This is a genomic window from Streptomyces sp. NPDC086766, from assembly GCF_044746005.1.
Taxonomy (GTDB): domain Bacteria; phylum Actinomycetota; class Actinomycetes; order Streptomycetales; family Streptomycetaceae; genus Streptomyces.
Map to the genome: position 1 here is coordinate 72,389 of NZ_JBIVBI010000007.1, position 13,262 is coordinate 85,650.

9 protein-coding genes are annotated in these 13,262 nt (G+C 73.6%); 5 read left to right on the top strand and 4 right to left on the bottom strand.

From position 1 onward, the window contains the following. Positions 1 to 243: 243 nt before the first annotated feature. On the top strand, positions 244 to 1,035 hold the full coding sequence (locus ACIPM1_RS15580; RefSeq protein WP_402434201.1) for a polysaccharide deacetylase family protein: 792 nt from the start codon (positions 244 to 246) through the stop codon (positions 1,033 to 1,035). Between the two features lie 91 nt (positions 1,036 to 1,126). Here ACIPM1_RS15580 and ACIPM1_RS15585 read toward each other — a convergent pair whose 3' ends face one another. Beyond that, positions 1,127 to 4,501 carry a pyruvate carboxylase gene (locus tag ACIPM1_RS15585; protein ID WP_402434204.1) on the bottom strand — a complete coding sequence of 1,125 codons (3,375 nt, stop codon included), beginning with the start codon at positions 4,499 to 4,501 and terminating at the stop codon, positions 1,127 to 1,129. Positions 4,502 to 4,766: 265 nt separating this feature from the next. Between ACIPM1_RS15585 and ACIPM1_RS15590 the strand changes: the two genes are divergently transcribed. After that, positions 4,767 to 4,991, top strand: a complete 225-nt coding sequence (locus ACIPM1_RS15590) for a hypothetical protein (RefSeq protein WP_402434206.1) — start codon at positions 4,767 to 4,769, stop codon at positions 4,989 to 4,991. Between the two features lie 67 nt (positions 4,992 to 5,058). On the opposite strand, the gene nrfD is transcribed toward ACIPM1_RS15590, so the two are convergent. The 3 genes from nrfD to fdh are packed head-to-tail and all read right to left on the bottom strand — an operon-like array spanning position 5,059 to position 10,420. Next, positions 5,059 to 6,114, bottom strand: coding sequence for an NrfD/PsrC family molybdoenzyme membrane anchor subunit (gene nrfD / locus ACIPM1_RS15595; protein ID WP_402434208.1), 1,056 nt, complete (start codon positions 6,112 to 6,114; stop codon positions 5,059 to 5,061). Then, positions 6,111 to 7,130 (bottom strand): 4Fe-4S dicluster domain-containing protein, encoded by a 1,020-nt coding sequence (locus ACIPM1_RS15600; protein WP_402434211.1) that lies wholly within the window; start codon positions 7,128 to 7,130, stop codon positions 6,111 to 6,113. Before ACIPM1_RS15600 ends, nrfD begins: the two co-directional genes overlap by 4 nt. Continuing rightward, a complete protein-coding gene (gene fdh, locus ACIPM1_RS15605) occupies positions 7,127 to 10,420 on the bottom strand; it encodes a formate dehydrogenase (protein ID WP_402434213.1) in 3,294 nt (1,097 codons plus the stop codon). The genes ACIPM1_RS15600 and fdh overlap by 4 nt, the downstream gene beginning before the upstream one ends. A gap of 339 nt (positions 10,421 to 10,759) precedes the next feature. On the opposite strand from fdh, the gene ACIPM1_RS15610 reads away from it, so the two are divergent. From ACIPM1_RS15610 to ACIPM1_RS15620, 3 genes are all read left to right on the top strand, one after another. Then, complete coding sequence (locus ACIPM1_RS15610; protein WP_402434216.1) at positions 10,760 to 11,386, top strand: RNA polymerase sigma factor; 627 nt, start codon at positions 10,760 to 10,762, stop codon at positions 11,384 to 11,386. 36 nt (positions 11,387 to 11,422) lie between these two features. Next, positions 11,423 to 12,655, top strand: a complete 1,233-nt coding sequence (locus ACIPM1_RS15615) for a MerR family transcriptional regulator (RefSeq protein WP_402434219.1) — start codon at positions 11,423 to 11,425, stop codon at positions 12,653 to 12,655. 90 nt (positions 12,656 to 12,745) lie between these two features. Next, positions 12,746 to 13,234, top strand: a complete 489-nt coding sequence (locus ACIPM1_RS15620) for a hypothetical protein (protein ID WP_402434222.1) — start codon at positions 12,746 to 12,748, stop codon at positions 13,232 to 13,234. The last annotated feature ends 28 nt before the right edge of the window (positions 13,235 to 13,262 follow it).

Sequence of the window (13,262 nt, forward strand, 5' to 3'; positions counted from 1 at the left end):
GGTACGTACGGCCGATGCGGTGACGCGGACGCGTCCGCGGGGCCGCTGCTGCGGCGTCGCCCGGACGGCGCTCCCCCGGCGTCGTGCGCCCCCGCGGGTGGCCGCGCGCCCCTGCTCCGGCCCGCCCTGTCGCCGAATCCCCCCGGAATTGTCCGTGATCGGTAACGGACGGATCCCGTGGCCGCCTTTCTCCGTCCTGACGGATGCACGGAGTTCACGGAGACGGCAGGAAACGGGGCGGACATGGTGCGGCATGGGGGACGGGGCTGGCACGGCCGGGTGCTCGCGGCGGCGATCGGGGTGACGGCGGTGGCCGCCGCCACCTCGGTGTGGACCGCGCAGGCCGATTCCGTCGCGGGGCGGGACCACCCCGCCGCCTCGGCCGGACCGGCGGCGCCGGGCGCCGGGGCCCAGGGCCGCGCGGGGGTGCCGGTGTCGGTGGACATCGCCCACGCCTCGGACCGCGGCGCCCGGGGCCTCAACATCACCATCGACGACGGGCCGGACCCCGTCTGGACGCCGCAGGTCCTGCGGGTGCTGAGGGAGAACGGGGTGAAGGCCACGTTCTGCATGGTGGGCACGCAGGCCCAGGCGCACCCGGACATGGTCAGGGCCGTGGTCGCGGCCGGGCACCGGCTGTGCGACCACACCGTGTCGCACGACACCGCCATGGACACCAAGTCCGAGGCCTACCAGTCCCAGCAGATCCTGGACGCGGAACGGATGATCACGAAGGCGTCCGGGGGCGTCCGCCCCCTGTACTACCGCGCTCCCGGCGGCGCCTTCACCCCCTACAGCCGCCGGCTCGCCGCCTCCCGGGGGATGCGGCCGCTCGGCTGGAACGTCGACTCCAAGGACTTCGAGCGTCCCGGCACCGCGGTCATGGTCGCCACCGTGAAGAGGGAGATCTCCAACGGCCCGACCGTCCTCTTCCACGACGCGGGCGGCGACCGCTCCCAGACGGTGGCGGCGCTGCGCGAGCTGCTGCCGTGGCTGAAGCAGCAGGGGTACTCCTTCGGGTTCCCGGTGCGCTGACGCACCGGGACGCCCCTCGGGAGGGTCGGGGCGGCCCCGCCCCCGGAAGATGCCGGGGACGGGGCCGGACCTCACGCGCCCGCGCGCCGGCTCAGGACACCTCGACGAGCAGGTCGCCGCCCTCCACCTGCTGGACGCGGTTGATGGCCAGCCTCCTCACCCGGCCCGCCTTCGGGGCGGTGATGGTCGCCTCCATCTTCATCGCCTCGATGGTGGCCACGGTCGCCCCGGCCTCCACCTCGTCGCCCTCCGCGACCGTGAGGGTGACCACGCCCGCGAACGGCGCCGCCACATGCCCGGGGTTGGTCCGGTCGGCCTTCTCCGTCACCGGCACGCCGGAGGCCGCGGCCGCGTCGCGGACCTGGATCGGCCGCAGCTGGCCGTTCAGCGTGGACATCACGGTGCGCATGCCGCGCTCGTCCGCCTCGCCCACGGCCTGGAGCTCGATGAGCAGCCGCACTCCGGGTTCGAGGTCGACGCCGTACTCCTTCGCGGGACGCAGACCGTAGAAGAAGGCCTTGCTGTCCAGCACGCTGGTGTCGCCGTAGGCCTGGCGGTGGTTGTCGAACTCGCGCGTCGGGCCGGGGAACAACAGCCGGTTGAGCGTCGCACGGGGGGACTTCTCCAGGCCCGCCCGGTCCTCGGCGCTCAGCTCCTGCACGGGCTTGGCCTCCGTGCGGCCCTGCAGTGCCTTGGTGCGGAACGGCTCCGGCCAGCCGCCCGGCGGGGTCCCCAGCTCGCCGCGCAGGAAGCCGATGACCGAGTCGGGGATGTCGAACCGGTCGGGCGTCGCCTCGAAGTCCTCCGGGGAGACCCCGGCGCCCACCAGGTGCAGGGCGAGGTCGCCGACCACCTTCGACGAGGGGGTGACCTTGACCAGGTGGCCCAGGATGCGGTCGGCGGCGGCGTACATCGCCTCGATCTCCTCGAAGCGGTCGCCGAGGCCCAGCGCGACGGCCTGAGTGCGCAGGTTGGAGAGCTGGCCGCCGGGGATCTCGTGGTGGTAGACGCGCCCGGTCGGCGAGGCCAGGCCCGCCTCGAACGGCGCGTAGATCTTGCGGACGCTCTCCCAGTACGGCTCCAGGTCGCCGACGGCCTGGAGGTCGAGGCCGGTCGGCCGCTCGGAGTGGTCGGTGGCGGCGACGATCGCCGACAGCGACGGCTGCGAGGTGGTGCCGGCCATCGACGCCACGGCGCCGTCCACGGCGTCGGCGCCCGCCTGGATCGCGGCGAGGTAGGTGGCGAGCTGACCGCCCGCGGTGTCGTGGGTGTGCAGATGGACCGGGAGGTCGAACTCGCGGCGCAGCGCCGTCACCAGCTTCGCGGCGGCCGGGGCGCGCAGCAGCCCCGCCATGTCCTTGACGGCGAGGACGTGCGCGCCGGCCTCGACGATCTGCTCGGCCAGGCGGAGGTAGTAGTCCAGGGTGTACAGGCGTTCCGAGGGGTCGGACAGGTCGGCGGTGTAGCACAGGGCGACCTCGGCGATCGCGGTCCCGGTCTCCCGTACGGCGTCGATGGCGGGGCGCATCTGGCCGACGTCGTTGAGCGCGTCGAAGATGCGGAAGATGTCGATGCCGGTGGCCGCGGCCTCCTGGACGAAGGCGTCGGTGACCTCCGTCGGATACGGCGTGTAGCCCACGGTGTTGCGGCCCCGCAGGAGCATCTGCAGGCAGATGTTGGGCACGGCCTCGCGCAGGGCGGCCAGCCGCTCCCAGGGGTCCTCGGCGAGGAAGCGCAGGGCGACGTCGTAGGTGGCGCCGCCCCAGCACTCCAGGGAGAGCAGCTCGGGCAGGGTGTGCGCCACGACCGGGGCGACGGCGAGGAGGTCCTTGGTGCGCACCCGGGTGGCGAGCAGGGACTGGTGGGCGTCGCGGAAGGTGGTGTCGGTGACACCGATGGTCGGCGACTCGCGCAGCCGGCGCGCGAAGCCCTCCGGGCCGAGCTCGACCAGGCGCTGCCGGGAGCCCGCGGGCGGTTCGCCGGTGGGCGGCGTGGGCAGCTTGCCGACCGGGTCGATCAGCTCGGGGCGCTCGCCGTGCGGCTTGTTGACCGTGACGTCGGCGAGGTAGGTGAGCAGCTTGGTGCCGCGGTCGGCGGAGGAACGCGCGGTGAGCAGGTGCGGCCGCTGTTCGATGAAGGCCGTCGTGACCCGGCCGGCCTGGAAGTCCGGGTCGTCCAGGACGGCCTGCAGGAACGGGATGTTGGTGGCCACGCCGCGGATGCGGAACTCGGCCACGGCGCGCCGGGCCCGCCCGATCGCGGCCCGGAAGTCCCGGCCCCGGCAGGTGAGCTTGACGAGCATGGAGTCGAAGTGGGCGCTGATCTCCGTACCGGCGTGGGTGGTGCCGCCGTCCAGCCGGATGCCCGAGCCGCCCGGCGAGCGGTAGGCGCTGATCCTGCCGGTGTCCGGGCGGAAGCCGTTGGCCGGGTCCTCGGTCGTGATGCGGCACTGCAGCGCAGCGCCGCGCACGGTGACGGTGTCCTGGGAGAGGCCGAGGTCGTCGAGGGTCTCGCCGGCGGCGATGCGCAGCTGCGACTGCACCAGGTCGACGTCGGTGATCTCCTCGGTCACGGTGTGCTCGACCTGGATGCGCGGGTTCATCTCGATGAAGACGTGGTTGCCGTCGCGGTCGAGCAGGAACTCGACCGTGCCCGCGTTGCGGTAGCCGATCTCGCGGGCGAACCGCACCGCGTCGGCGCAGATCCGGTCGCGCAGTTCCGGGTCGAGGTTCGGCGCGGGCGCGAGCTCGATCACCTTCTGGTGGCGGCGCTGGAGCGAGCAGTCGCGCTCGAACAGGTGGATGACGCCGCCCTGCCCGTCGGCGAGGATCTGCACCTCGATGTGGCGCGGGTCGACGACGGCCTTCTCCAGGAAGACCGTCGGGTCGCCGAACGCGGACGCCGCCTCGCGGGACGCCGCCTCGATGGACTCGCGCAGCGCCGCCGGGTCCTCGACGCGGCGCATGCCGCGGCCACCGCCGCCCGCTACCGCCTTCACGAACACCGGGAAGCCGACGTCCTCGGCGGCGCGGACGAGTTCGTCGACGTCGGTGGAGGGCGCGGAGGAGCCGAGCACCGGCACGCCGGCCGCCCGGGCGGCCGCCACCGCGCGGGCCTTGTTCCCGGTCAGTTCCAGGGTGTCGGCGTCCGGCCCGACGAAGGTGATGCCCGCCTCCTCGCAGGCGCGGGCCAGTTCCGGGTTCTCGGACAGGAAGCCGTAGCCCGGGTAGACCGCGTCCGCTCCCGCGCTGCGTGCCGCGCGGACGACCTCCTCCACGGAGAGGTAGGCGCGCACCGGGTGCCCCGGCTCGCCGATCTCGTACGCCTCGTCGGCCTTCAGCCGGTGCAGCGAGTTGCGGTCCTCGTAGGGGAAGACGGCGACCGTTCTCGCGCCGAGTTCATAGCCGGCGCGGAACGCGCGAATCGCAATCTCGCCGCGGTTGGCGACGAGCACCTTGCGGAACATCCTGGATCCCTTCGGCCTGGCGGTGGGAGGACCATGGTGTCGGCGTCGTCCCGGTCACGCCATGTGAGTCGGGCCACTCGCCCGGGCGTGTCCGCACGGCGGGGCCGCGGCCGGCGGTCCGGTGATCGCCGATGCTGTTGGATGGGACACAGATGGGCGTTCGGGGGGAAGGGACGGTAAGGGTGGCCGACGTGCCGGCGCGCGACGGGGTGCGCCCCGTCCGGGGCCGCACCCGGGCGCGGGCGCCGCGGACGGGAGACGACGAGTGAGTGACCAGCAGGGCCGCGACTGGACGCGGATGACCCCGGGCGACTTCGACCGGGACGAGCCGCTGCGCCTGGCCGTGTCCGCCGGGCCCACCGCGATACCGGCCGAGCCGGACGAGTGCGGCACGGACCCGCTGTTCGGCGACGAGCCGCCGGCCCGGCGCACCGTCGTCCGCCGTCCCGCCCGCCCCGCCGCGCCCGTGGAGCAGGACGGGCTGTTCTGAGCGTTCCGGAATTCCGGCGCACGCGACCGGGCGGGCGTCCGCACCCGGGCGGGCGTCCGCACCCGGCTCACCCGCCGGTGGGCTCGCCGGACCGGTCGCGCAGGCGGGCGCGTTGCGGCACGACGACATATGCCGGGTCCTTGGTCGAGGCGACGCCCGCGTCGAAGACGCCGAAGCGTTGCAGGACGCTGCCGGCGAGCAGCGCGAGTCCGGCCGCGGCGGCGGCCGGGCGGCTGCGGCGGGCGACGGTGACGGCGGCGAGCGCCCCGCCGAGGGTGAGGAACTCGGAGGCCCGGCGCAGGCCGCGGGCGCGGCCGCGGGTGTAGGCCTTGGTCTCGAAGTCCGGGCGGTGGTCGATGAGCCGGGCGGCGGCGAGTTCGGCCGCCGCGCCGAGTGCGGCGAGGCGCCGGGCGGGGCCCGCCTCGCTCACCGGCGCCAGCAGCATCCCGAGCCCGGCGCCGCTCGCGGCCGCGGAGCCGGTGAACACGAAGGGCAGTTCGCGGCGGGCCTCGTGCCAGGCCGGCACTGCGGTCTGGGACAGCAGGACGGCCGTGTAGGAGGCGAGGGCGGGGGCGAGGGCGGCCGCGGACAGGCCGCCGAGGCGGCCGGCCCCGCGCAGCAGCCGTCCGGGCAGGCCGGCGCGCCAGGAGGCGGGCAGCAGTTCGGTGACGGCGGCCAGGCCGCTGCCGGGGCCGTAGGCGACGAGGATCCAGGTGCCGACGGACATCGGTGAGCTGGGCTTGGCGACCCGCAGCATGTGGTGGAAGCGTTCGGGGCGGCCGAGGTCGGCGACGAGCAGATAGGTGCTGCCCAGCAGGGCGCCGAAGCCGCCGAGGCGGCCGGTGCGGCGCAGGTCCGGGCGTCCGGTCAGGTCGGCGCCCGCGGCGAGCAGCGCGGCGCCGGCCGACAGGCCGCCGGTGAACAGGTAGGCCGGGACCTTCCACTCCCACACGGGTGGCTTCAGCACCGGCCGTCCGTAGTAGGAGCGGAACTCGGCCCGGGGCACGGTGGTCTGCTCGCCGCGCCCGCCGCGGTCGCGGCCCGAGCCGAAGGTGCGCGCCCGGACGTCGGCGGCGCCCTCGTCGCTGCGCGGCTCGCGCAGGAGTCCGTCGTCGTCGGTCATCGGCGGTCTCCCTTGACGAAGACGGCGGCGGCCGCCGCCAGCAGGGCCGAGGCGGCGACCCCGGCGTACTTCCACATGGACGGCAGGTCGCGGGTGGGGACCACGGGGTCCGGGGGCAGGCCGTAGACCTCGGGTTCGTCGAGCAGCAGGAAGAAGGCGCCGTCGCCGCCGACGCCGTCGTCGGGGTCGCGGCCGTACAGGCGTGCCTCGGGCACTCCGGCCTCGTGCAGCTGCTCCAGGCGCCGGTCGGCCCGCTCGCGCAGTTCGTCGAGCGGCCCGAACTGGATGGAGTCGGTGGGGCATGCCTTGGCGCAGGCCGGTTCCATGCCGCCGCGCAGCCGGTCGTAGCACAGGGTGCACTTCCAGGCGCGGCCGTCGTCGGGCCGCCGGTCGATGACCCCGTAGGGGCAGCCGGAGACGCAGTAGCCGCAGCCGTTGCAGATGTCGGGCTGCACCACGACGGAGCCGAACTCGGTGCGGAACAGCGCCCCGGTGGGGCAGACGTCGAGGCATCCGGCGTGGGTGCAGTGCTTGCACACGTCGGACGACATCAGCCAGCGGAAGTCGGTGCGGGTCTCGGGGCCGGTGGCGGCACCGGGCAGGCCGAAGGAGGGGAACCCCAGGTCCACCGGTCCGGTGCCGAGTTCGCCGCCGCCGCGCGGGCTGTCCCGCAGGGCGTCCGCGACCACCTCGGTGGTGGCGGCGGTGCCGGAGGGTCCGGTGGGCAGGCCGGAGAGCCCCGCGTCCTGCCGTCCCAGCGGGCGCTCCTGCTCGATGAAGGCGACGTGCCGCCAGGAACTGGCGCCGAGCATGCCGGTGTTGTCGTACGACATGCCCAGCAGGTCCAGGCCGTCCTCGGGGACGTCGTTCCACTCCTTGCAGGCCACTTCGCACGCCTTGCAGCCGATGCACACGGAGGTGTCGGTGAAGAAGCCGACCCGGGGCGGGTGGTCGCGGTGGCCGGCGTCGGCGGCGGGGTCCTCCAGGGGCCCGTAGAGGCTGTGCTCGTCCGTCATGGGGTGTCCTCCGGCCGGTCGGGTTCGGTGTGGACCGGCCTGTGGTGGTCGCCCGCCGTCACGATGCGGGTCCCGGTGCTCGGTGTGATCCCGGCCCTGCGGCGGTACTCCTCGACGTACTCCAGCAGGGCGGGGCCCCGCGGCCTTCGCCCGGGACGGATGTCGCAGGTCAGCACCTTGCTCTCCTGGATCAGCACATTGGGGTCGGCGACCACGCCGATCAGGTCGTTGACGACGTCGCCGCGGGTCAGGCCGGTCTGGCCCCAGTGGTAGGGCATCCAGACCTGGTGGACGGTCCGCTCCTCCACGCGCAGCGGCGCCAGCCGGTCGGTGACGACGACGCGGGCCTCCACCGCGGTGCGGCTGGTGATCACATGGGCCCAGTCCAGGTGCCGCAGCCCGCGTTCGGCCGCCAGTTCCGGCGACACCTCCACGAACAGCTCCGGCTGCAGCTCCGACAGGTACGGCAGCTGCCGGCTCATGCCCCCGGCGGTGTGGTGCTCGGTCAGCCGGGAGGCGGTGAACACGAAGGGGAACACCTCGCCGTGCTCCTCGGGCCAGGACGGGTTGGACGGGTTGTCGGGGCGGCCGTAGACCTTGCGGGCCGGGTTGGCCTGCTGGCCGTAGAGGAGGTTGCGCACGGGGGACTCGTGGGGCTCGTAGTGGGTGGGCAGCGGGCCGTCCGACAGTCCGGCCGGGGCGAACAGCCACGCCTTGCCGTCGGCCATCATGACGAAGGCGTCCTCGCCGCTCAGTCCCTCCGGGCCCGACGCTCCCTCGGGCGGCCGGTAGTGCGGCGGCTTGTCCTTCTCGAAGTCCGGGACGTCGTGCCCGGTCCACTCGCCGCGCTCCTCGTCCCACCAGATGAGGGCCTTGCGTTCGCTCCAGGGCCTCCCGTCGGGGTCGGCGGAGGCGCGGTTGTAGAGCACGCGCCGGTTCATCGGCCAGGTCCAGCCCCATTCGGCGTCGTACGGGCCCTGCTCGAGGCGGGACTTGCGGCGGCGGGCCTGGTTGACCTCGTCGGCGTAGACACCGCTGTAGATCCAGCAGCCGCAGGCGGTGGTGCCGTCGGCCTTGAGGTCGGCGTAGCCGCTGACGGCCCGCCCGGTGCGCAGGTCGACGCCGTTGATCCGGCGCAGCACGTCCGCGGCGTCCGGCTCGTCGCCGTCGGTGCGGTAGTCCCAGGCGAGGTCGAGCACGGGGCGGTCGCGGTGGTCGGAGGAGCCGGCCAGCTTCTCGCGGAGGCGCCTGCCGAGGTGGTAGAAGAACCACAGATCGGACCGCTGGTCCCCGCTGGGCTCGACGGCCTTGTCCCGCCACTGGAGCATCCGCTGGGTCTGGGTGAACGTGCCCGACTTCTCCACGTGCGAGGCCGCCGGGAAGAAGAACACCTCGGTGCGGCAGCGCTCGGTGACGATCTCCCCGGTCTCGATCTCCGGGGCGTCCTTCCAGAACGTGGCGCTCTCGATCATGTTCAGGTCGCGGACGACCAGCCAGTCGAGATTGGCCATGGCCAGGCGCTGCAGACGTCCGTGGGCGGAGCCGACCGCGGGGTTCTGGCCGAGCAGGAAGTAGCCGAAGACCTTCCCGTCGATCATGTCCATGGTGGTGCGGTAGGTGCCGTGGTCACCGTTGATGCGGGGCAGGTAGTCGAAGCAGTAGTCGTTCTCCTCGGTCGCGGCGTCGCCCCAGTACTCCTTCAGCATCGAGACGATGTACGCGTCCCCCTTGCTCCAGTAGCCCTTCTGGCCGGGGCGGCGGATCTTGTCCAGGTAGCCGGTCAGGTTCTCGTGGGTGGTGTCCGGCATCGGCAGATAGCCGGGCAGCAGGTTGAACAGGGTCGGGATGTCCGTGGAGCCCTGGATGCTGGCGTGGCCGCGCAGGGCGTAGACACCGCCGCCGGGACGGCCGATGTTGCCGAGCAGCAGCTGGACGATCGAGCCGGCGCGGATGTACTGCGCGCCGGTGGAGTGCTGCGTCCAGCCGACGCTGTAGACCAGCGCGGTGGTCCGCTCCCGGCCCGAGTTGGCCGTCCAGGCCCGGCACACGTCCAGGAACAGCTCCTGCGGGACTCCGCAGATCCGTTCGACCATCTCCGGGGTGTAGCGGGCGAAGTGCCGCTTGAGCACCTGGAAGACGCACCGGGGGTGCTGCAGGGTGGGGTCGGCCGCCATCTCGCCGGCCCCGCCTTCGACGACCGGGCCGCCGGCGCCGTGCTCGTAGGCCCCCGCCTGCTCCTTGACGCGGTGCCCCGGGCGCTCCTCCTCCGCCTCGACGCTCTCGTAGGCCCAGGTGGAGGAGTCGTAGGACGCGGTGTGCGGGTCGTAGCCGCTGAACAGGCCGTCCAGGTCCTCGGTGTCCTGGTAGCGCTCGCTCAGCAGGAACGGCGCGTTGGTGTACGCCTGCACGTACTCCTTGAAGTACAGGTCGTGGGTCAGGATGTAGTTGATGACGCCGCCGAGGAAGGCGATGTCGGTGCCGACGCGCAGCGGGACGTGCTGGTCGGCCAGCGCGCTGGTGCGGGTGAACCGCGGGTCGATGTGGAAGACCCGGGCGCCGCGCGCCTTGGCCTCCGTCACCCACTGGAACCCGACCGGATGGGCCTCGGCCATGTTCGAGCCCATGATGACGACGCAGTCGGCGTTGACCAGGTCCTGCTGGTAGTCGGTGGCGCCGCCGCGTCCGAACGAGGCTCCCAGACCGGGAACCGTGGCGGAGTGTCAAATACGCGCCTGGTTCTCGATCTGCAACGCTCCGATGGCGGTGAACAACTTCTTGATCAGGTAGTTTTCCTCGTTGTCCAGCGTCGCCCCGCCCAGGCTGGCGATGCCCATGGTTCGGTTGAGCGCGTTCCCGTCCTCGTCGGCGTCCTCCCAGCCCCGCCGCCGCGCGTCCAGCACCCGGTCGGCGACCATGTCCATGGCCGTGTCCAGGTCCAGGTCCTGCCACTCGGTGGCGTACGGCGGCCGGTAGCGCACCTTCTGCTCACGCTGCGGGCCGGTGACGAGCTGCTTGCTGGCGGAGCCCTTCGGGCACAGACGGCCGCGCGAGATGGGGCTGTCCGGGTTGCCCTCGATCTGGACGACCTTCTCGTCCTTGACGTAGACGCGCTGGGCGCAGCCGACCGCGCAGTAGGGGCAGACGGAGTCCGCGACCCGGTCCGCACTGGCCGTCCGGGGCCCCAGGGAGGCCGAGCGCCGGGACTCGGCGGCCTTGCCGCGCCCCAGCGGATCGGTTCCCGTGAGCTGCCGGTACACCGGCCACTCGCCGATCCACCGTTTCAGGCCCATACGCCCGCTCCTTCGTACGGCGTGACACGCCTCAACCCACGGTACGCCGGGGTCGGCCGTCGGCACATCCGCGTACTCCTCCGGCGACGATCTTGCGATGACGGCGGTCGTGTACCCGCACGGGGGCCGGCCAGTCATGCCGATCCGGCGCCACGTCGCCCGGCCGAGTCGATGCAGAGTCGATGCGAGTTGAAGCGACACCTTCGACCGGCGCACGGTGGTCGAGCCGAGTCGCCCGGTGCGACCCGGCAGGCGGATCCCCCGGCACGTCCCCGGGCCCGGTCCGCCCCGGGCCCCCGACGGCGGGGCACATGCCGCTCGGCAGGAGGAGCAGTCGCCATGACCGCACACGAGACCACCTCCGACACCCCCACCGGCACCCCCCTGCGGGCTCCCACGGAGGAGTCCTGCGCCGACGAGGAGCTGGCCGCGCGGTTCGCCGACGGCGACGACGCCTGCCTCGCCGCCGTCTACCACCGGTGGGGATCTCTGGTCTACACGCTCGCCCGACGGTCGCTGGGCGACGCGGGCGAGGCCGAGGACGTCACGCAGACGGTCTTCCTGGCCGCCTGGCGGGGACGCGCGGGGTTCCACCCCGACCGGGGCGCGCTGTCGGCGTGGCTGGTCGGCATCACCCGGCGCAAGATCGCCGACGCGCTGTCGGCCCGCACCCGGCGTACGGAGCTGGCGGCGGCCGCCGGTTCGCTGGCCGCGCTGCGGGCCCCGGACCGGGCCGCGCAGCCGGACGGCGTCCTGGACCGCGTCCTCGTCGGCCACGAGCTGGCCCGCCTGCCGGCCCCCCAGCGCCGCGTGCTCGGCCTGGCGTTCTACGACGACCTGACGCAACGGCAGATCGCACAGGTCACCGGCTGGCCCCTGGGCACCGTCAAGAGCCACGCCCGGCGGGGGCTGCACCGCCTCGCCCGCTGCCTGCGGGAGGACGGCTCCCTCGCGCGCACGGCCTGAAACGATGCGGAAACGATGCAGGGGAGAGTCATGGTCGTGTCGAACCCCGCGAAGTCCACGGCAACCCCCGACGTGGGTGTGACCACCGGTTTCCTGGCGCGGAGACTCGGCGTCTCCCCCACCACACTGCGCTCCTGGGACCGCAGGTACGGGCTGGGCCCCGCGGCGCGCGCCGACGGCCGCCACCGCCGGTGGTCGCCGGACGACGTCGCGATGATGCAGGAGATGTGCCGACTGACGGCGGCGGGTGTGCCCCCGGCGGAGGCGGCCCGCGCCGCACAGGAGTTCGCCCGCGGCCGTACCGCCGCGGACCCGCCGGAGACCGTGTCGCAGTCGGCGTCGCGGCAGGCGGTCCCCTCGGGAACGGTGTCGGCGCCGCCGGTCGCGCAGCCGTCGGTCTCGTCGCCGTCCTTCTCGCCGTCGGCCCTCTCGCCGTCGGCCCTCTCGCGGTCGGCGGTCTCCCGGTCGGCGGATTCGTCGCCTTCGCTCTCGCCGCCGTCGGACTCTTACCTGCCGGTCTCGTGGCCGCTCCGGCGCGGGGCGGAGCCCGCCGCCACCGGGCCCTCGGCGCGGCGGGCGTCCCGCTCGGGCAGCGGGCTTCCGCTGGGTGACGTGCGCCAGGAGTGCCGCGGACTGGCGCGCGCCGCCGTGCGCCTGGACGGCGCTGCGGTGCAGGAGCAGGTGGCGGCGGCCGTCCGGACGTACGGTCTGGTGACCGCCTGGGACGAGGTGCTCGCCCCGACGCTGCGCGCGGTCGGCCGCAAGTGGCAGTCCTCCGGCGACGGTTACGTGGAGGTCGAGCACCTGCTGTCCTGGCACGTCTCGGCGACGGTGCGTCAGGTGTACGTCGGTTCCGTCCTGCGCGGGCGGCGCACGGACTCCTCCCCCGTCGTGCTCGCCGGGCTGCCCGGCGAGCATCACACGCTGCCGATCGAGACGCTGTGCGCGGCGCTGGCGGAGCGAGGGGTGCCGGTCCTGATGCTCGGCGGCGCCGTTCCCGCCGAGGCGCTCGTCGCCGCGGTGCGGCGGGTCGGTCCCGCCGCGGTGGCGCTGTGGTCGCAGTCCCGTTCCACGGCGAGCCTGGCGCTGGCCGGGCACATCGCCGGCCTGCGCTGGGGAGTTCGCGGCGCCCGGCGGCAGAGCCGGATACTGCTCCTCGGCCCCGGATGGGGCAGGCGGACGGACCCCGGACTGCTGCGCCCCCACAGCCTTCGGGACACCTTGCGGGCCCTGTCGCCCGTGGAGTCCGGGGGTGAACGGCCCCAGTAGGCCCGCCTGTTACCCAGGGGGCTTCCCCCAGGGCTCCCCTCCGCGATAGCGTCAACTATAGTTTCAGCGGATCGGGAGGGAGCGGTGCAGGTGGCGGAGCCGGACCACAACTCCGATGCGGGGACGGCGGAGGAACAGAAGCCGATCCCCGTGCCGGGCCCGGGGGCGCCGTTCGCCGACCGTCTCAACTTCCTCTTCGACCGGGTACGCCCGGCCGGGGCGAGGGAGTTCAGCAACCAGCACGTGGCGCGCACGATCTCCGCGTACGGCGACGAGAGCGTCACCGGCGCGTGGATCGGCAAACTCCGCAGGGGCGAGGGGAAACCCACCATCACCCTCGTGCCGCTCCTCGCGCGCTTCTTCGGGGTCGAGGCCGCCTACTTCGTGGAGGACGAGGTCACCCAGAAGGTGGCCACGCAGTTCGAACTCCTGCGCAAGATCAAGGAGAACGGCATCGAGCAGATCTTCCTGCGCTCCATGGGCGTCTCCGCGGCCGGTCAGCGCAAGGTGCTGGCCGCGCTCGACGCGGTCCGCGAGGAGGAGGGCCTGCCCCCGGAGCCGGAGGAGGAGTTGCCGTGACGGGCCGAAGGGCCGCGACGAGGAAGGG